15 protein-coding genes are annotated in these 18,622 nt (G+C 69.8%); 8 read left to right on the top strand and 7 right to left on the bottom strand.

Annotation, left to right across the window (positions count from 1 at the left end; translation table 11 throughout):
* Positions 1–13 precede the first annotated feature (13 nt).
* The gene (locus AABN02_RS19405; protein ID WP_338416554.1) at positions 14–661 is read right to left on the bottom strand and encodes a response regulator; all 648 of its coding nucleotides are present in this window, start codon (positions 659–661) and stop codon (positions 14–16) included.
* Positions 658–2,727, bottom strand: coding sequence for an ATP-binding protein (locus AABN02_RS19400; protein ID WP_338416553.1), 2,070 nt, complete (start codon positions 2,725–2,727; stop codon positions 658–660). The genes AABN02_RS19405 and AABN02_RS19400 overlap by 4 nt, the downstream gene beginning before the upstream one ends.
* A 190-nt stretch (positions 2,728–2,917) precedes the next feature.
* Between AABN02_RS19400 and AABN02_RS19395 the strand changes: the two genes are divergently transcribed.
* From AABN02_RS19395 to AABN02_RS19385, 3 genes are all read left to right on the top strand, one after another.
* Complete coding sequence (locus AABN02_RS19395; RefSeq protein WP_338416552.1) at positions 2,918–5,212, top strand: NADP-dependent malic enzyme; 2,295 nt, start codon at positions 2,918–2,920, stop codon at positions 5,210–5,212.
* 260 nt (positions 5,213–5,472) lie between these two features.
* Positions 5,473–5,808 (top strand): ribonuclease domain-containing protein, encoded by a 336-nt coding sequence (locus AABN02_RS19390; protein ID WP_338416612.1) that lies wholly within the window; start codon positions 5,473–5,475, stop codon positions 5,806–5,808.
* Positions 5,809–5,846: 38 nt separating this feature from the next.
* A complete protein-coding gene (locus AABN02_RS19385; RefSeq protein WP_338416551.1) occupies positions 5,847–6,242 on the top strand; it encodes a barstar family protein in 396 nt (131 codons plus the stop codon).
* A gap of 227 nt (positions 6,243–6,469) precedes the next feature.
* Here the strand turns inward: AABN02_RS19385 and rsmA are convergent, their stop codons facing one another.
* From rsmA to lptD, 3 genes are read right to left on the bottom strand one after another with little or no spacing between them, the layout of a single operon-like run.
* Positions 6,470–7,282: a 16S rRNA (adenine(1518)-N(6)/adenine(1519)-N(6))-dimethyltransferase RsmA gene (gene rsmA, locus AABN02_RS19380; RefSeq protein WP_338416550.1), complete on the bottom strand. Its 813-nt coding sequence runs from the start codon at positions 7,280–7,282 to the stop codon at positions 6,470–6,472.
* Positions 7,283–7,304: 22 nt separating this feature from the next.
* Entirely contained in the window at positions 7,305–8,675 is a 1,371-nt protein-coding gene (locus AABN02_RS19375; protein ID WP_338416549.1) for a peptidylprolyl isomerase, read from the bottom strand.
* Positions 8,672–11,134, bottom strand: coding sequence for an LPS assembly protein LptD (gene lptD / locus AABN02_RS19370; RefSeq protein ID WP_338416548.1), 2,463 nt, complete (start codon positions 11,132–11,134; stop codon positions 8,672–8,674). Before lptD ends, AABN02_RS19375 begins: the two co-directional genes overlap by 4 nt.
* A gap of 63 nt (positions 11,135–11,197) precedes the next feature.
* Between lptD and AABN02_RS19365 the strand changes: the two genes are divergently transcribed.
* Both AABN02_RS19365 and AABN02_RS19360 read left to right on the top strand, forming a co-directional pair.
* The gene (locus AABN02_RS19365; protein WP_338416547.1) at positions 11,198–12,289 is read left to right on the top strand and encodes a phosphotransferase; all 1,092 of its coding nucleotides are present in this window, start codon (positions 11,198–11,200) and stop codon (positions 12,287–12,289) included.
* A gap of 14 nt (positions 12,290–12,303) precedes the next feature.
* On the top strand, positions 12,304–13,470 hold the full coding sequence (locus tag AABN02_RS19360; protein ID WP_338416546.1) for a benzoate/H(+) symporter BenE family transporter: 1,167 nt from the start codon (positions 12,304–12,306) through the stop codon (positions 13,468–13,470).
* Here AABN02_RS19360 and AABN02_RS19355 read toward each other — a convergent pair whose 3' ends face one another.
* The gene (locus AABN02_RS19355) at positions 13,471–13,746 is read right to left on the bottom strand and encodes a VF530 family protein (RefSeq protein ID WP_338416545.1); all 276 of its coding nucleotides are present in this window, start codon (positions 13,744–13,746) and stop codon (positions 13,471–13,473) included.
* Between the two features lie 108 nt (positions 13,747–13,854).
* Here AABN02_RS19355 and AABN02_RS19350 point away from each other — a divergent pair, with 108 nt between their 5' ends.
* The gene (locus AABN02_RS19350; RefSeq protein ID WP_338416544.1) at positions 13,855–14,103 is read left to right on the top strand and encodes a hypothetical protein; all 249 of its coding nucleotides are present in this window, start codon (positions 13,855–13,857) and stop codon (positions 14,101–14,103) included.
* A 121-nt stretch (positions 14,104–14,224) separates the two neighbouring features.
* Positions 14,225–16,294 (top strand): UvrD-helicase domain-containing protein, encoded by a 2,070-nt coding sequence (locus AABN02_RS19345; protein WP_338416543.1) that lies wholly within the window; start codon positions 14,225–14,227, stop codon positions 16,292–16,294.
* Positions 16,295–16,309: 15 nt separating this feature from the next.
* Here the strand turns inward: AABN02_RS19345 and AABN02_RS19340 are convergent, their stop codons facing one another.
* Complete coding sequence (locus AABN02_RS19340) at positions 16,310–18,160, bottom strand: GGDEF domain-containing phosphodiesterase (protein WP_338416542.1); 1,851 nt, start codon at positions 18,158–18,160, stop codon at positions 16,310–16,312.
* A 136-nt stretch (positions 18,161–18,296) separates the two neighbouring features.
* Here AABN02_RS19340 and yajC point away from each other — a divergent pair, with 136 nt between their 5' ends.
* A complete protein-coding gene (gene yajC / locus AABN02_RS19335; protein WP_179633726.1) occupies positions 18,297–18,620 on the top strand; it encodes a preprotein translocase subunit YajC in 324 nt (107 codons plus the stop codon).
* The last annotated feature ends 2 nt before the right edge of the window (positions 18,621–18,622 follow it).

The following is an 18,622-nucleotide window of genomic DNA, read 5'->3' as shown; positions in this document are numbered from 1 at the left end:
CAGTCGTCCGGTTTCAATCCAGGCCGGCGCCGCGCAGCACATTGGCCAGCTCGACCGCCGATTTCACATCCATCTTGTCGAATACCCGCGCGCGGTGGACTTCCACGGTGCGCACGCTGATGTCCAGCGTGTCGGCGATCTGCTTGTTGGCGCGCCCGGCGGTCACCAGGCGCATCACCTCCAGCTCGCGCTCGGTCAGGTCGTCCAGGTGCCGGCGCAGGCCGTCGCGTTCGTGCAGCCGGGCCAGCGCCTGTTCGCTGCGGCCGAGCGCCTCGACCACGCGGTCGACCAGCGCATTGTCCGAGAACGGTTTCTCGACGAAGTCGAAGGCGCCGCGCTTGACCGCCATCACCGCCGTGGCCACGTCGGCGTGGCCGGTCAGGAAGATGACCGGCAGCACGTCGAGCCAGCCGCGCTCGATCAGCCGCTCGAACAGCGCCATGCCGTTCATGCCCGGCATGCGCATGTCCAGCAGCAGGCAGGCGGGCGAGTCGGGGCGGACATCGTTTTTCTCGATCGCGGCCCAGAAGGTGTCGGCCGACGCATAGGCCCGCGGCAGCAGCCGGCGCGAGCGCAGCAGCCAGGACAGGGCATCGCGCAGCACTTCCTCGTCGTCGACGACGAAGACCGTGCCGCTCGGGGTCTGGACGCGTGCAGTCATGGTGCAGTGCTCGGGGTGGGGTGCGACGAAGACGGGAGCGTAAACCGGAATGTGGTGCCGCGCCCGTCCGGGCCGGGGCTGAAATCGAGCGCGCCACCGTGCTGCTCGACGACGGTGCGGCACATCGCCAGCCCGATGCCCATGCCTTCGGGCTTGGTGCTGAAAAAGGGCGTGAAGAGCTGGCGCGCCACCGCCTCGGGAATGCCGGGGCCGTGGTCGGTCAGCTGGAAGGCGACCCAGCGTGCGTCGACCTGCCGCACCTCCAGCCGCAGCGTGCGCTGGTTCAGCGGCAGGTCGGCGTCTTCCTCCATCGCCTGGATGCCGTTGCGGGCCAGGTTCAGCAGCACCTGCTCGACCATCGTCCGGTCGCAGGACACGCGCGGCGCTGGCTCGGGCACGTCGATCTCGATGCGGGTGTGGCTGCCGCGCGCGGCCAGCCGGACCAGCGGCAGCACCGCGTCGATCAGCTCGCCGGCCCGCACGTTCTCGCGCAGCCGGTCGCGCCGGCGGACGAACTGGTGCACGCTGCGGATCACGCGGCCGGCGCGCTCGGCCTGCTCGGCGATGCGGGCCACGGCCTGGCGGATCATCAACTGGGTGTCGAGGTCAGCGGGTGGGTCGTCCGGCGCCGCAGGCATCAGGTTGAGGCTGCCGGTGGCGTAGCTGGCAATCGCCGCCAGCGGCTGGTTCAGCTCGTGGCTGAGCAGGGTGGCCATCTCGCCCATGGTCGCCAGCCGGGCCGCCGCCTGGAGCTTGTCCTGCTGCTGGCGCGAGAGTTCCTCCATGCGGCGCTGGGCGCTGACATCGAGCACGGTGCTCATCCAGCCGCCGGGCCGGCCGCGGGCGTCGATCAGCGGGGCCTCGAAGATCAGCACCGGGAAGCGCTCGCCGTCGCGGCGCATGAACACGGTTTCGTGGCCCTCGCGCGGCGGGGTGTTGCCGGCGTTGCGCGCGTGCTGGCGCTCGGTGTAGAGCGCGGCCATCTCGGGCGGCCAGTACGGTGGGGTCTCGGCCTGCAGCAGCTCGTCCGCGTCGTAGCCGACCATCTGGCAGAAGGCGGGGTTGACGTAGGTGATGCGGCCGTCGGTGGTGCGCGCGCGCAGGCCGGTGACGAGCGAGTCTTCCATGGCCTTGCGGAAGGTGAGCGCTTCGGCCAGCGCCTGCTCGGCCGCCGAGCGCCGGCGCACGTCGTGCACCAGCAGCAGGATCACGACCCCGAGCGCCACCGACAGCAGCACGACCAGCGCCGCGCTCAGGTTCGGGATCAGCCGCGGCACGCCCTGCAGGCTGTCCAGCCGCACCACCGCCGTGAAGCCCGAGACATCGACCAGCCGGTCCGCGATGAACACGCCTGCGCCCCGCCGCGCGCCGACCCGGGCCAGCCGGGTGCCGTCGGCTTCGACCAGCAGCACCTCGTGGCGGCGCACAACGTCCGTCGGGATCGCCGCCTGCAGCAGGTCCGACAGGGCCAGCGTCGCCACCACCGCGTTGGTCCCCCCGGTCTCCGTGGCCAGCGGGATGCACAGATCGACCACCTCCAGCCCCAGGCCGTTCGGGTTGGGCAGGAAGTAGGTGCGCGAGTAGGCGGGTGCGGCGAAGCGGCGCGCGGTAGCGCAGGCGATTTCCGCATCGACCGACATGCCTTCGCGCGGGATGCTCTGGAACTGCGCCGGGTAGGCGGCGGAGGCCACGAGTTCGTCGATCGAGAACCGGGGGCCGCGGCGCTCGATGCGCAGGAACTCGGGCCGCTCGTGCAGCAGCTGCTTGGCCTGCGGGCGCCAGAGGTCGGGCCGGCCCCGGTCCCACAGCAGCCGCTGCAGGGTCTGCGCATCGTCCAGCAGGCGCTGGCGCACGTCGGCCGCGGCGGCCAGCGCGGCGGCATCGGTGTTTTCCTGGCGCTGGCTCTGCTCCTGCTGCCAGGTGAGCCAGAGCAGGGCCGCCTGCACGGTGACCACCAGCGCCACCAGCGCGGCCCACAGCGGCGCGCCCTGCCAGCGGCGTGACACATTGACCAGCAGCGCGGACAGGGCAGTGGACGAGGGCGGCGGCGGACTGTCGGCAGGCATGGGCACAGTATCCAGCGCCGACCCTGGCAGGGGCTACGCAGTTTCGCGAATGGGCGGGCCGGCATTCTGGCCAACCATGCAGGAAGCGCATGGACCCATGCTGTGACAGGGCAAGCAATACCGCGCACAGTGACGGGGGGCTTCCTACAATCGCCAGCCCCGCTCCAGTTCCCTCAGCCGAATCCGCTCCATGACCACATCCGAACAGAAACAAGCCGAACTGCGCCGCGCGGCACTCGAGTACCACGAGTTTCCGACGCCGGGCAAGATCGCCATCGCCGCGACCAAGCAGCTGGTCAACCAGCGCGATCTGGCGCTGGCGTATTCGCCGGGGGTGGCCGCGGCCTGCGAGGAGATCGTGGACGATCCGGCCAACGCCTTCCGCTACACCTCGCGCGGCAACCTCGTCGCCGTGGTCACCAACGGCACCGCGGTGCTCGGCCTGGGCAACATCGGCCCGCTGGCGTCCAAGCCGGTGATGGAGGGCAAGGCAGTCCTGTTCAAGAAGTTCGCCGGCATCGACGTGTTCGACCTGGAGATCGCCGAGAACGACCTCGACAAGCTGGTGGACATCATCGCGTCGCTGGAGCCGACCTTTGGCGGCATCAACCTCGAGGACATCAAGGCGCCGGACTGCTTCTACGTCGAGCGCAAGCTGCGCGAGCGCATGAAGATCCCCGTGTTCCACGACGACCAGCACGGCACGGCCATCGTGGTCGGCGCGGCGCTGCTCAACGGGCTGAAGGTGCTGGGCAAGGACATCCGGCAGGTCAAGCTGGTGTCCTCGGGCGCGGGGGCGGCGGCGCTGGCCTGCCTGAACCTGCTGGTCAAGCTGGGCCTGCCGCGCGAGAACATCTGGGTGACGGACCTCGTGGGGTTGGTCTGGCAGGGCCGCACCGAACTGATGGACCCGGACAAGGCCGAGTTCGCCCAGGTGACCGAGCAGCGCACGCTGCGCGAGGCCATCGCCGGCGCGGACATCTTCCTCGGGCTGTCGGCGGGCGGGGTGCTCAAGGCTGACATGGTGGCGACGATGGCCGAACGGCCGATCATCTTCGCGCTGGCCAATCCGACCCCGGAAATCATGCCGGAAGCGGTCAAGGCGGTGCGCGACGACGCCATCATGGCCACCGGCCGCACCGACTACCCGAACCAGGTCAACAACGTCCTGTGCTTCCCCTACATCTTCCGCGGTGCGCTGGACTGCGGCGCGACCACGATCACCGACGAGATGGAGATCGCCGCGGTGCGCGCCATCGCCGAATTGGCGCAGGCGGAGCAGAACGACGTGGTGGCGGCGGCCTACGGTGGCGCCACGCTGTCCTTCGGGCCTGAATACCTGATCCCGAAGCCCTTCGATCCGCGGCTGATGATCCAGATCGCGCCGGCCGTGGCCCAGGCGGGCATGGACTCCGGCGTCGCGACCCGCCCGATCGCCGACATGGACGCCTACCGCGAGAAGCTGCGCGCCTTCGTCTACGCGGCCGGCACGGTGATGAAGCCGATCTATGCCGTGGCCAAGCGCGCCAAGGCCCGCCGCGTCGCCTACGCCGAGGGCGAGGACCGCCGCGTGCTGCGCGCGGTGCAGGTGGTGGTGGACGAGGACCTGGCGTTTCCGGTGCTGGTCGGCCGCGGCAGCGTCATCCGCAGCCGCATCGACAAGCTCGGCCTGCGCCTGGAAGAGGGCCGCGACTACGAGATCGTCAACATCGACGACGACGCCCGCTACCGCAAGTTCTGGCAGATCTACCACGAGATGACGGACCGCCAGGGGGTCACCGAGCAGCTCGCCAAGATCGAGATGCGCCGGCGCATGACGCTGATCGCCTCGATGCTGCTGCACACCGGCGAGGTGGACGGCATGATCTGCGGCACCTGGAGTTCCACGTCGTACCACCTGCAGTACATCGACCAGGTCATCGGCCGCCGCAAGGGCGTCAACACCTATGCCTGCATGAACGGGCTGGTGCTGCCGGGCCGACAGGTTTTCCTCGTCGACACCCACGTCAACTACGACCCGACCGCCGAGCAGCTCTGCGAGATCACGATCCTGGCGGCCGAGGAAATGCGCCGCTTCGGCCTGCAGCCCAAGGCGGCGCTGCTGTCGCACTCGAACTTCGGTTCGAGCAACCAGCCGTCCGCCGTGAAGATGCGCGACACGCTGGCGCTGCTGCGCGAGCACGCACCCTGGCTGGAGGTGGATGGCGAGATGCACGGCGATACCGCGCTCGACCCGGTGTATCGGTCCGAGCTGATGCCGCGCTGCACGCTGCAGGGGGAGGCCAATCTGCTGGTACTGCCCAACATCGACGCGGCCAACATCAGCTACAACCTGCTGAAGACCACCGCCGGCGGCGGCATCGCCATCGGCCCGGTGCTGCTGGGTGCGGCCAAACCGGTGCATGTGCTGACCCCGTCGGCGACGGTGCGGCGCATCGTCAACATGACGGCGCTGACCGTGGCGGACGCGAACGCGGTGCGCTGAAGACGCTCAAACCAGACACGACAGGGCTTCCGCAAGGAGTTTGCACCCGCTTACTTGCGCGGATGGCCCTGTTCTTCTGCTGAAAATTGAGGCAAACGCTTGAGCTTGGCGCCCTGATTCGGTACCATCGCCCCCTTCAGAATTCAGGAAAACCCGTGGTAGATCTGGTCAGGGTGACGAGCAGGCGGCTCGTCTTGGCCGCCACCAAGGCTGTTGCGCTGGGCGCTGTCGTACTGGGCACCTGGCTCGGTACGCCGGACTTGGTACAGGCCAGGGGCGAATCCGAAACGGTCGGGCTGCAGAGCGGGACCCTCAGGGTGTCCGAACTGCCGTCGGAAGCCGCCGACACGCACCGCCGGATTCTGTCCGGAGGCCCGTTCCGATATCCGAGCAAGGACGGCTCGGTGTTCGGCAACCGGGAGCGGCTTCTGCCGCGGGAGACCCGAGGATACTACAGAGAATATACCGTCCCGACTGCAGGATCGCGCGACCGGGGAGCGCGGCGCATCATCTGCGGTGGACGGGAGCCGACGACCCCGGATGTTTGTTTCTACACGCAAGACCACTACGCGAGCTTTCACCGCATCGCACCGTGACTTCGACGAGGATCGAGAGCCCTAAGGGACCATCCACCATGCTTATGCAGACCGTGCGTCCGAACATCGTGCAGGCCATCCGGGCCTTCCGAGTGGACGACCTCATGTCGGCGGCCCAGGACCTGGGCCACCACTTTCTCTACGCCAATCTGGCCGAAGCGTCTTCCAAGCCGGAAGTGCTGGAGTCGATTGCCAAGGCGTTCCTGTTCCCGGCCCACTTCGGCAAGAACCTCGACGCGCTCTACGACTGCATGACCGATCTGGTCAACAAGTCCGGTGCGCAGGCAGGGTTTGTCCTTGTGCTGGAGCAGTTGCCGGACAACGCCAAGTTCGACCGCGAGGCCCGCGAGCAGCTGCTCGACGTGTTCCGCGATGCATCCGACTACTGGGGAGAACGGAAGATACCCTTCCGATGTTTCTATTCTTTTCAGTAGCCCGCTCCCAGGACCAAGGGCAATGGGAGCGGGCTGATGGAGCCCCGGCGGAACCTGTGAAGCCGCCACCGAAACCGAGCAAGAACGCTGCACCGGCCTTCGCGCCGCACATGCCGGTGATGAGCAGTGCCTTCGACACGTCGGCCCTCGCGGCCGCCGCATGACGACCGACTGCGCAACACAGCGTCCCTGACGACCACGACAAGCCCGCCCTGTGCGGGCTTGTTTCATGGTGCGGTCTTCTTCGCCGCGTCGCGCAGGCCGACGGCCGTCACCAGCGCCACGTAGTCGGCCACCGGCACCTCTTCGGCGCGGCGCTGCAGGTCGAAGGCCGGCACATCGTCGCCGCAGCGCTCGGCCAGCCAGTGGCCCAGGGTGTTGCGCAGCATCTTGCGGCGCTGCGAGAACGCCACCGCCACCAGCTCGCTCAGCAGCGCCACATCCACCGCCGGCGGATGGCGCAGCGGCGTCATGCGCACGACGGCCGAATTCACCCGCGGCGGCGGGTCGAAACACTCCGGCGGCACGTCGATCAGCGACTCGATGTCATAGCGCCACTGCAGCATCACCGACAGCCGGCCGAAGTCCTTCTTGCCCGGCGACGCGGCCATGCGGTCGACGACCTCCTTCTGCAGCATGAAGTGCTGGTCTTCCACCACGTCGACGAAGTCGAGCAGGTGGAACAGGATCGGGCTGGAGATGTTGTAGGGCAGGTTGCCGACCACGCGCAGCTTGTGGGCCTCGCCGTAGGTGGCCTGCGCCAGGCGGGCGACCTCGCGGAAATCGACCTTCAGCACGTCGGATTCGATCACCGTCAGCTCGGGGCGCTTGCGCAGCCGGGCAGCCAGGTCGCGGTCGAGTTCGACCACCGTCAGGTGCTCGCAGCACTCGACGATCGGATCGGTCATCGCCCCCATGCCCGGGCCGATCTCGACCAGCGCCTCGCCGGGCCGCGGATCGATGGCCCGCACGATGGCCGACAGCACGGCGCCGTCGGTGAGGAAATGCTGGCCGAAGCGCTTGCGGGGAATGTGTTTCAAAAGAGAGGGACTCGTGGAAAGGTCACTGGCCGGGCGGGTCGCGCAGCTCGACATAGGCGCGGGCACGCACCTCGCGGGCCCAGTCGGCGTAGGCATCTTCGGACTTCTGTTCGCGCAGCGCTGCGCGGGCCATTTCACGCTGTTCGCGCGGCTCCAGGCGCACGTCGCGGCGCTCCAGCAGCTGGATCAGGTGCACGCCGAAGCGCGAGACGACCGGTTCGGCGATCGAGCCCGGCCGCAGCGCCGACATCGCCTGCTCGAACTCCGGCACGAACTGGCCCGGCGAGGCCCAGCCGAGGTCACCGCCATTGGCGGCGCTGCCGTCTTCCGAGTTCTGGCGGGCCAGATCCTCGAACTTCGCGGTACCGGCCTCGATCTGGCGCTTGTAGCCTGCCAGGCGGCGGAGGATCGCCTCCTGGGTCAGCTTCGGACCCGGGCGCAGCAGGATGTGGCGGGCGTGCTGCTGCGCGACGGTCAGCGCGGCCTCGCGGCGCTCGATCAGCTTGAGCACGTGGAAGCCGGCGCCCGAGCGCAGCACCTGCGGCGCCACCTCACCCGCCCGCAGCGGGCTGACCGCCTCGACGAACAGATCCGGCAGCTTGTCGGCCCGGCGCAAGCCCATCTCGCCGCCGCGTTCCTTGCCCGTATCCGAGGCCTCGCGCACCAGCGCCGCAAAGTCCTCGCCCGAGCGCAGGCGCTGCAGCAGGGCCACACCCTGCTGGCGGCGCTGCGTGACGACGGCCGGCGTGGCGTTTTCCGGCACCGACAGCAGGATCTGCGCGACGTTGAATTCGGTGGCGGCGCCGTTCTTCTCGCGCTGCTGGGCGAGCCAGGCCTCGATGTCGGCGTCGTTGATGCGGATGCGGCTCTGCGTTTCGCGCTCGCGGATGCGTTCCAGCAGGATCTGGTCGCGCAGGTTGTTGCGGAAGCGGGCGAAGTCCATGCCCTCGGTGCGCAGGCGCTCGCGCAGCTGCGGCACGGTGATCTGGTTCTGCGCCGCGACGTTGGTGACGGCCCGGTCGATGTCGCTTTCCTCCGCGCGCACCCCGCCGTCGCGGGCGGCACTGAGCTGGGCGCGCTCGTCGATCAGCTGGTCGAGCAGCTCGCGCATCAGCGTGTCGCGGTCCGGCAGCCGGGTGTTGCTGCGGGCGGCTTCCTGCTCGGCGCGCTGCAGGCGTTGCAGCACCTCGCTGTTGGTGACGAGTTCCTGGTTCACCACCGCGACGATGTAGTCGCCGCTGCTGCGCCGCGCCGCCTGGGCGAAGCTGCCGATGGGCGTGCACAGCAGGCTGGCCGCCAGCAGCAGGACGGACAGCGCCTGGCGGCGGCGTGGTGTCATCGAGGCGGTGCGCGCGGCACGCGCGTCGGGGGACAGTGTCTGCAGCTCGGTCATGGGGTGTCGGTGTCGCCGCCGGTGGCGGGTGGATGGACGGCCGGTGCGGCCGCGGCCCGGGGGTCGCGCAGCAGCTGGTAGCCGGGGATATTGTCCTTCAAGACCGCCAGCGGGTTGGAGCCTGCGTTGAGCCGGGACAGGCCGACCAGTTCCAGCTGCAGCATCAGCTGCGTCGACGACGCCTGCAGGCTGGTGGACTGGCGCCGGGCGACCACACGGCCGACCCAGCAGCCCGCATCGTATTCGAAGCCAACGATGGCGCCGCTGATGCGCCGGTCCTTGAGGCTGTAGTCGAGCGCGCCCACGCCGTAGAGGCGGCCGTCACAGGACGAGGCGCTGCTGCGCGCCGGCCGCGCCGGGCCCGTGGCATGGGCGGTGTCGCTGCCCACCAGGCTAGTCACCGGCGCGAGCAGTCCGTCGATCGGCCATTGCCAGCCGAGTGCGAGCTGTTCGCTGACACCGCGGTTGCGGCGGTGGCTGGCATAGAGCGTGCGCAGCGGCCCGGGCGAGTAGCGCACGCTGGTGATGGTGCGCTCGACCCGGTCGGAGTCGGTGTTGTACTGCAGCGAGCTGTCCAGGGTCCAGCGCGGGATGGTCATGAGCGACCCCTGCACCAGCAGGTCCGAGAAGCGGCTGGTGGCCGGCACGCCGTCGGCGGTGATGCGCTGTTCGCTGAGCCGGTAGCGCTGTGCGACACCCAGCCGCGCCAGCTCGGCGCCGCTGTGGCGGTCGAGGTAGCGCGTGGTCAGGCCGCCGGTGATCTGGTGGGCGTCGGAGACACGGTCGATGCCGGAGAAGACGTTCTCCGAGAACACCGTCGTGGCGTTGAAGTCCAGCGCCGCGCTGTCGAAGTTGGGCAGCGCCGACTGGTCGCGCCACGGTGTGTAGGCGTAGAGCAGTCGCGGCTCCAGCGTCTGCATCAGGTCGCGGCCGAAGGCGCGGGACTCGCGGTCGAGCGACCAGGCGCTGTCGACGCTGACGTTCGGGATCACCCGCGCGGCGCGGGTGCGGCCATCGCTCAGGGGCCGGTCGACCTCGTAGCCCGCGGCGTTGAAGCTGGCGCGGGGGGTCAGACGCCAGCCTTCGTCGCCCAGCGGCCACGCCACCTGGCCGAGCGCATGCAGCCGGCTGCCGGCGATGCGGGTGGGGTCGGCGTTGGTGAAGCGGTTGAACTCGGTCTGCAGCGACCACTGCAGCGGCCCGCCACGGTTGCTCCACAGCGCGCCCATCTGCGGCGTGCGCTGGTAGGGCGGGGCGATCTGCGTGTTCGGGTCGGTGTTCTGCAGGACCTGCCACTGCTGCAGGCGCGCGTAGAGGTGCTGCTCGACCTCGCCCAGACCGTCCACCTGCAGCAGGCGGCGCTGCTGGGCCTGGGCCGCGCTCGACAGCAGACGCGGCGTGAGCGACTCGGCGCCGCGCAGGCCGTCTTTCCAGTAGTTGTCGTCCGAGACCCGCAGCAGGTGCCAGTCGTAGCGCACGTCCTCGGGCAACTCGCCCTGCTGGGCCCAGCGGGCGGCCCAGCGGTCGCGTCCGGCGGTCAGGTCGCGGGGCAGCCAGAAGCCGTTGAGTTCGCCGCGCCAGTGCGGGCGCAGGTAGCGGAACTCGGACTCCAGCCCCGCGCCGCGCTTGGACAGCACCGTCGGCGTCAGCGTGGCGTCCAGGTCCGGCGCGATGTTCCAGTAGTAGGGCACCGACAGGCCGAAACCGGCGTTGCTCGACGTGGTGATCAGCGGCGGCAGCCAGCCCGACTTGCGCGCGTCCGTCACCGGAAAGCTCAGCACCGGTGCTGCCAGGATCGGCACGCCGTAGAAGCGCAGCACGGCGCCTTCCGCCAGGCCTTCGTTGGCGTCGAAATCGAGCCGGACGCGGCGGGTGGTCAGCACCCACGGCGTGGTTTTGCCGTCGACCAGCTCGCAGCTGCTGTAGGCGGCGCCGCGCACCACCAGCCGGTTCTTGCCGATGAAGTCGACCCGCTCGGCACGCCCACCGGCCTGGGTGCGGCCGAGGTAGAAGCGCGGCTCCAGGAAGTAACCCTCCTGGTGCTCGGTGTTCAGCGACAGCTCGCTGCCCTGGTAGCGGTCGTCGCCGCGGGCCAGCAGCACCTGGCCGGTCGCCTGCACCCGGTCCTCGCGCTGGCGGTATTCCATGTGCTCGGCCTGCAGGCTCAGCAGGCCACGCTGCAGCCGGGCACGGCCATCGGCGATCAGCGTCTCGCCGGTCTGGCCGCTGAGTCGGTCGGCTTCGAGGTGGATGCGGTCATCGGCCACGGCGCTGGCGTCGACCAGCGGCAGGCTCAGGCCCTGGGTGGCCCATTCGGGGGCGCTCATGCGGCAGGACTGCGCGGCAGCGGCCAGCGGCGTCAGCGCCGCGATCAGCGCCAGCACGCGCTGCGCGGTCCGGCGCAGGCGGCGGCGGGCGGCGGGGACGCAGAGGTCGGCAAGGACGAGGGTGTTCGGCACGGAAGGCGGTTCGGTCGCCCTGGGGCGCCTCGCTAGAATCGATCGATTATTTCATGCTCCGAGATGGCCCCCGTGACCCCTGCTGACGCTCCGACCTCCATCCACTGGCCCGACGACCAGCGCCGCGCCGCGTTCGACACCTGGCTGGCCACGCAGGCCGAGGCCCACGGGCTGCTTGCCGAGAGCCTGCGTCCGGCCAGCGCCGACGCGAGCTTCCGCCGCTATTTCCGCATCGACAGCGCCCGCGGCGAGGCGGCACGCATCGTCATGGACGCGCCGCCCGACCGCGAGGACAGCCGCCCCTTCGTGCAGGTCGCCGGCCTGCTGCGCCAGGGCGGGCTGAACGCGCCCGAGGTGCTGGCCTGGGACGAGGCGCAGGGTTTCCTGCTGCTGTCCGACCTCGGCGAGCGCACGCTGCTGGCCGAGCTGCAGGCGCAGGACTTCGGCACCGCCGCCGGCCTGAAGGTGGCCGATGCGCATTACCGCGGCGCGCTCGACACGCTGGTGCAACTTCAGCAGATCCCCGCCCAAGGCCAGGTGCCCGCCTACGACGCCGCGCTGCTGCGCCGCGAGCTGGACCTCTTCCCCGAGTGGTACATCGGCCGCCACCGCCAGTTCACCCTCGACAGCACGCAGCAGCAGGTGCTCGAAGAGGCGCTGCAGACCATCACCCGCGTCTGCGAGGCGCAGCCCTGCGTGCTGGTGCACCGCGATTTCCACAGCCGCAACCTGATGGTCGGCGCCGATCCGGCCACGCCGGGCGTGCTCGATTTCCAGGACGCGGTGTGGGGGCCGGTGACGTATGACGTGGTCTCGCTGCTGCGCGATGCCTACATCGAGTGGGACGAATCCATCCAGATCGACTGGGCCGTGCGCTACTGGGAGCGTGCCCGCAAGGCCGGGCTGCCGGTCGCCGACGACTTCGGCACCTTCTGGCGCGACTACGAATGGATGGGCCTGCAGCGCCACCTGAAAGTGCTGGGCATCTTCTCGCGGCTCTACCACCGCGACGGCAAGGACGGCTACCTGAAGGACCTCCCGCTCGTCTGGCGCAACGCCCACCACGTCGCCTCGCGCTACTCGGTGCTGCGGCCGCTGTCGCGGCTGCTGGAGGCGCTGGAGAACGTCGAGGTCAAGACGGGCTACACGTTCTGAACGGGGACGTCTCCGTGCGGAGCTTCCGGCGCGACCTGTCGCTGTCCGCGGTCGTCGCCGGCTTCGTGGCGATGCTGGTCGGCGTGACCAGCTCGCTCGTGGTCGTCTTCCAGGCCGCGCAGGCGCTGGGCGCGACACCGGCGCAGGTCACCTCGTGGATCTGGTCGATCTGTGTCGGCACTGGCCTGACCAGCATCGGCCTGAGTGTCTGGTACCGCCGCCCGGTGCTCACCGCCTGGGCGACGCCGGGGGCGGCGATGCTGGTGAGCGCGGCGGCGGGCGTGACGATGCCCGAGGCAATTGGCGGGTTCATCGTCAGCGCGCTGCTGATCACGCTGTCGGGCGTGACCGGCCTGTTCGCCCGCGTGATGGACCGCATTCCGCAGCCGTTGGCGGCCGGGCTGCTGGGTGGCGTGCTGGCGCGCTTCGCGCTGGATGCGTTCGGTGCGATGCCGGGCGATCCGGGGCTGGTCGGCGCGATGTTCCTGGCCTACCTGTTCGGCCGCCGCTTCTGGCCGCGCTACGCGGTGCCGGGCGTGCTGGCGGTGGGGCTGGGCGTGGCCTGGGCGCTGGGGCGGCTGCACCTGGACACGGTGGACTGGCGGCTCGGCGCACCCGTCTGGACCACGCCAGAGTTCACCTTGCGCGGCCTGTTCGGCGTGGCGTTGCCGCTGTTCGTCGTGACGATGGCGTCGCAGAACCTGCCCGGTGTCGCTGCCCAGCGTGCAGCCGGCTACGACACGCCCGTTTCCCCGGTCATCGCCACGACCGGTCTGGCCACACTGCTGCTGGCTCCCTTCGGCGGCTACGCGCTCAACCTCGCGGCGATCACGGCGTCCATCTGCATGAGTCGCGAGGCGCACGAAGACCCGGCGCGGCGCTGGCCCTCGGCGGTGATGGCGGGGGTCTTCTATCTGGGTGTCGGGCTGGCCGCGGGCGCCGTGGCCGGGCTGATCGGCGCGTTCCCGAAGGCGCTGGTGCTGGCGGTGGCCGGCTTTGCGCTGCTGGGCACGATCGGCGGCGGACTCGGCGTGGCGATGGCCGACCTGCGCTGGAGAGAGCCGGCGCTGGTGACCTTCCTCGTCACGCTCAGCGGGCTGTCGATGGCGGGGATCGGCTCGGCGTTCTGGGGCGTGGTGGCGGGCGCCGTCTGCGTGGCGATCACCACCCCGCGGCGCTGATCACCGCCCGCCGGTCCGGCGAAGCTCCCGCTGCAGGTAGAGGTACAGCCCCTCCACCTTCTCCCGCGCCCACGGCGTCTGCCGCAGGAACTTCAGGCTCGACCCGACACTCGGGTTGCTGGCGAAGCAGCGCGCCGGCACGCGCTCGTTCAGCCCGTCCCAGCCGTAGTGGTCGGCCAGCGTGGTGACGATGTGCTCCAGGGTCAGGCCGTGGAGCGGGTTGCGGGGCTGGGCGGGCGGTGCCGCTGGCGGTGCAGGGGTGGCTGGATCGTGCATCGCCGGGATTCTGCCTGTGCGCGCCGGCTTTACGAGACCAGTTGCCAGGTCCACAATCCGGTCTTGGGTGGCACAAGGCCACGGCGTACGCTGAACTCTGGAACCACGATGCCCTATCCGATCCTCTCCGACATGGCTGCGAGCATCTCCGAGCTGAAGGCCAATCCCATGAAGGTGGTGGCCAGCGGCGACGGTCGGGCCATCGCCATCCTCAACCGCAACGAGCCGGTGTTCTACTGTGTTCCCGCTGCCGCCTACGAGGCGCTGATGGCAGCGCTCGGCGATGTTGATCTAGCTGACCTCGTCAAATCGCGTGTGCGAGAGGATCCGGTTCCTGGATCCCTCGGTGACCTATGAGCTGCGATTCCGCTCGTCTGCGCTGAAAGAGTGGCGCTAGCTGGCGCGTCTTCGGGGGGAATGAGCGCCTCGCTATCATCCGCCCCCGCTTGCTCCATTCCGCGCTCCCCGCGCGACCCCCATGGCCGAAGCCCCTTCCACCCTCAACCCCGCCCAGCTCCAGGCCGTCTACCACCTGCACAGCCCTTGCCTCGTGCTGGCGGGCGCCGGCTCCGGCAAGACGCGGGTGATCACGCACAAGATCGCGCGGCTGCTGCAGGAGGGCATCGCGCCGTCGCAGATCGGCGCCATCACCTTCACCAACAAGGCGGCGCAGGAAATGCGCGAGCGGGCGCGGGCGCTGGTGGGGGCGCGGGCGTCGAAGGATCTGCTGATCGCCACGTTCCACAGTCTCGGCGTGCGCCTGCTGCGCGAGGACGGCGAGCGGCTCGGGCTGAAACCGAAGTTCTCGATCCTGGACGCGGACGACGTGCTGGGCGTGCTGCGCGATGCAGGCAGCACCACCGACGCCAAGCTCGCCCGCAGCTGGCAGTGGACCATCAGCCTGTGGAAGAACAACGGCCTCACGCCCGAGCAGGCCGAGGCCGCCGCCAAGGACGACGACGAACGCATCGCTGCCCGGGTGATGAAGCTCTACGAGGAGCGGCTGCTGGCGTATTCGGCGGTGGATTTCGACGACCTGATCAGCCTGCCGCTCAAGCTGCTGCAGACCGACGAGGAGACCCGCCTGAAGTGGCAGCGCAAGCTGCGCCATGTCCTCGTCGACGAATACCAGGACACCAACGCGACCCAGTACGACCTGCTCAAGGCGCTGGTCGGCCAGGACGGCATCTTCACCGCCGTGGGCGACGACGACCAGAGCATCTACGGCTGGCGCGGCGCGACGATCGAGAACCTCAAGCGCCTGCCGCTGGACTATCCGAACCTCAAGGTGATCCCGCTGGAGCAGAACTACCGCTCCACCAGCGCCATCCTGACCGCCGCGAACAACGTCATCGCGCTGAATCCCAAGATCTTCCAGAAAAAGCTGTGGAGCGACCTGGGCGAGGGCGAGCCGGTCAAGGTGGTCGAATCCGACCAGGAAGAACACGAGGCCGAGCGCGCCGTGACCCGGATCATGGCCATCCGCGCCAACACCACGGGCGAATACACCGGCATCACCGAGTGGAAGGACTTCGCCATCCTCTACCGCGCCAACCACCAGAGCCGCAAGCTCGAAGAGGCGCTGCGCAAGGCCCAGATTCCCTACAAGGTCTCGGGCGGGCAGAGCTTTTTCGACCGTGCCGAGATCAAGGACCTCTGCGGCTGGCTCCGGCTGCTGGTGAACCAGGACGACGATCCCGCCTTCCTGCGCGCCGTGACGACCCCGAAGCGCGGCATCGGCCACACGACGCTGGCGGCCTTGAGCGACTTTTCCGGCAAATGGCGCGTGAGCCTGTTCGAGGCGCTGTTCCAGGAGTCGCTCGGCACGGCGCTGAGCGGCAAGGCGATCGGGTCACTCCACGAGTTCGGCCGCTACGTGAACGACCTCGAATACCGCGCCCGCCACACCGTCGGCGCCGAGGCGGCCCGGCCGATGCTGATGGAGTGGCTCACCGACATCGGCTACGAGCAGCACCTGCTGGACAACGAGGAGAACCCCAAGGTCGCAGCCGCTCGCTGGTCCAACGTGATCGACTTCATCGACTGGGTGGCCAAGCGCTGCGGCGGCGAGATCGACAACGATGGCGGCATGACCGTGGAGACGCAGAAAAAGAGCGTGCTGGAGGTGGCGCAGTCGATCAGCGTGATCCTGAGCCTGGCCGAGCGTGGCGACCAGGACCAGAACATGGTCACCCTGTCCACGCTGCACGCCAGCAAGGGGCTGGAGTGGCCGCACGTCGTGCTGGTCGGCGTCAACGAAGGCACCTTGCCCTTCAAGCGCGACGAGGAAGACATGACCGCCGAGCGCCTGGAGGAAGAGCGCCGGTTGATGTACGTCGGCATCACCCGCGCCCGGCGCACGCTGCTGGTCAGCACGCTGCTGCGGCAGAAGCGCGGACGCGAGATCCGGCGCGCCTTCCCGAGCCGCTTCATCGGCGAGATGAAGCTGGACGAGCGGGTGGTCAAGGAGAACCCGCGGGACCGGATCGCGGCGCAGCGGGCGGCGTTCGCGGCGCGTGCGGCGCAGGCGGGCAAGCCGCCGGTCTGAGCGTGGGTGTCCCGGTCAGGCCAGGACCGGGGGCAGGCTGGGCAGGCTGCGGATGTCGGGGATTTCGGGGAAGGGGGTCATCCGTGCCGAGGGCGTGGACCCGGTGTCCATGACCAGCCGGTGCTGGATGCGCGCATGGCCCAGCAGCCGCCCCATCGTGGCGGCATCGAGCGGGTGCGACAGCAGGTGGCCCTGGAACTCGTCGCAGCCGTGGCGACGCAGGAAGTCGAGCTGGTCCTCGCGCTCGACCCCTTCCGCCACGACCCGCAGCCCGAGCGTGTGCCCCAGACCGATGACGGCAGCGGCCACCTTGGCACCATTGCCCTGCAGCGTGGCGAGGAAGACCCGGTCGATCTTCAGCTCGTCCAGCGGCAGCCGGCTCAGCCGAGCCAGCGAGGAGTAGCCGCTGCCGAAGTCGTCCACCGCGATGCGCACCCCCGCCGCCCGCAGCGCCTGCAGGCGCTGGCCGAGCCGCTCGACGTCGTGCATCAGGGCCGGCTCGGTCAGCTCCAGCGTGAGCGTGCCGCCGGGCAGGCCGTGCTCGACCAGCGTCCTGAGCACGCCGGAGACGAAGTCGGGCTGGGCGATCTCCAGCCGCGAGACGTTGACCGCGATGCGCGGCACGTCCAGCCCCTGGTCACGCCAGCGCCGGATCTGGTGGCAGGTGTTCTGCAGCACCCAGGTGCCGAGCCGCGTGATGAGCCCGGTGTCCTCGGCCAGCGCGATGAACTCGACCGGCTCGATCCGGCCAAGGTCGCGGTCGCGCCAGCGCAGCAGCGCCTCGGCGCCAGTGAGTGCGCCGGTGTGCAGATCGGCCTGCGGCTGGAAATGCAGCTCGAAGCCCGATTGCGCCAGCGCCCGGCGCAGCGCCCCTTCGAGCTGCAGCCGGCGCATCGCGCCGCGGCCCAGCGCCGAGCCGTAGACGACACAGCCGTTGCGGCCCTGGCGCCGTGCTTCATGCCGGGCGAGTGTGGCGTGCCGGATCAGCACCTCGGTCTGGTGGCCATCGTGCGGAAACACGGCCAGCCCCGCGTAGCCGCCGACGACGATGCGGTGGTCGCCCAGATCGACCGGGTCGTCGAGCCGCTGCAGGAGTTCGCAGGCCAGGGCCTCGGCGTCGGCGGACCGCGCCAGCGGCACGATGATCACGGCCAGCCCGTCGTCGCAGCGGGTCAGCTGGGCCCGCAGACGACCGGCGTGGCGGGCCTCGATGGCCACCAGCGCCACCTGCAGCCGGTGTTCGATCGCCTGCTGGAGCGGCGCACGCAGGCCGGCGCCGAGGGTCAGCACGACCTCGTCGAAACGCTCCAACCCCAGCAACACCAGGGCGCCGACCTGCGCGCTGGCGCTGGCCTGCTGCAGCACGCGGCTCAGCGGGGCGTGCAGCGTCGAGGCGATGTCCTCGGTGGCGGCCGGACCGGCGCGCAGCCGGCCCAGGTGGCCGACGACGCGGACCAGCTCGTCCGGATGGGCGCTGGCGCGGACCAGCGACACGGCGCCGGCATCGAGCGCCTGGTGGCGCAGCAGCGTGGTGTCGTCGCCGGGCCGGGGCGACAGCCAGGCGACCATGGGGGGGCCGGTGCCCGCGTCGGCGCTCGGATCGGGGGGGCGCTGGCTGTTCGCGCTGCGCGGCGGGCCGAACTCCCGGACCACGACATCGGCCGGAGCCTGGCCATGTTCCCCCGGCAGGACGGGCTGCAGTCCGCGGTCCAGCAGGGCGCCCGCCAGCATCGCCCGCCAGGGGCGGCTGACCTGCAGCAGCACCCGCGTCGGCGGGCACGCACGGCCGTGCACGGCATCCAGGACGGGCGGCGTGGCGCGGTACGCCGTCGGTCCGCTCGCGGAGGGCTGGGGGATGGAAACCATGCCACCTTATCGGAGTGGCGCGTGCGGGCTTGATCCCCCCGGGGCTTCCCGACGACGGGCCGCAGGCCGAGGGCCCTACAATCCAACGCTTTGTCTCATCTGACAACCCTGTCCTTCCCCGTCGAGGAGTTCGAACGTGTTCATTTCCAATGCCTACGCACAGACCGCAGGCGCCGCAGCCGGTGGCATGTCGTCCCTGACGCAGATGCTGCCGCTGGTGCTGATGTTCGTGGTGCTGTACTTCATCATGATCCGCCCCCAGATGAAGAAGCAGAAGGAGCACAAGGCCATGATCGACGCGCTCGGCAAGGGCGACGAAGTCGTCACCGGCGGTGGTCTGCTGGGCCGCATCACCAAGGTGGACGAGCAGTACGTGTCGGTCGAGATCGCCGGCAACGTCGTCGTGCAGCTCCAGCGCAGCGCGGTGGTCCAGGTCCTGCCCAAGGGCACGATCAAGTAACT

Source organism: uncultured Sphaerotilus sp., assembly GCF_963924895.1.
In the GTDB taxonomy this organism is placed as follows: domain Bacteria; phylum Pseudomonadota; class Gammaproteobacteria; order Burkholderiales; family Burkholderiaceae_C; genus Sphaerotilus.
This window is presented reverse-complemented; position numbering and strand designations above follow the sequence as displayed.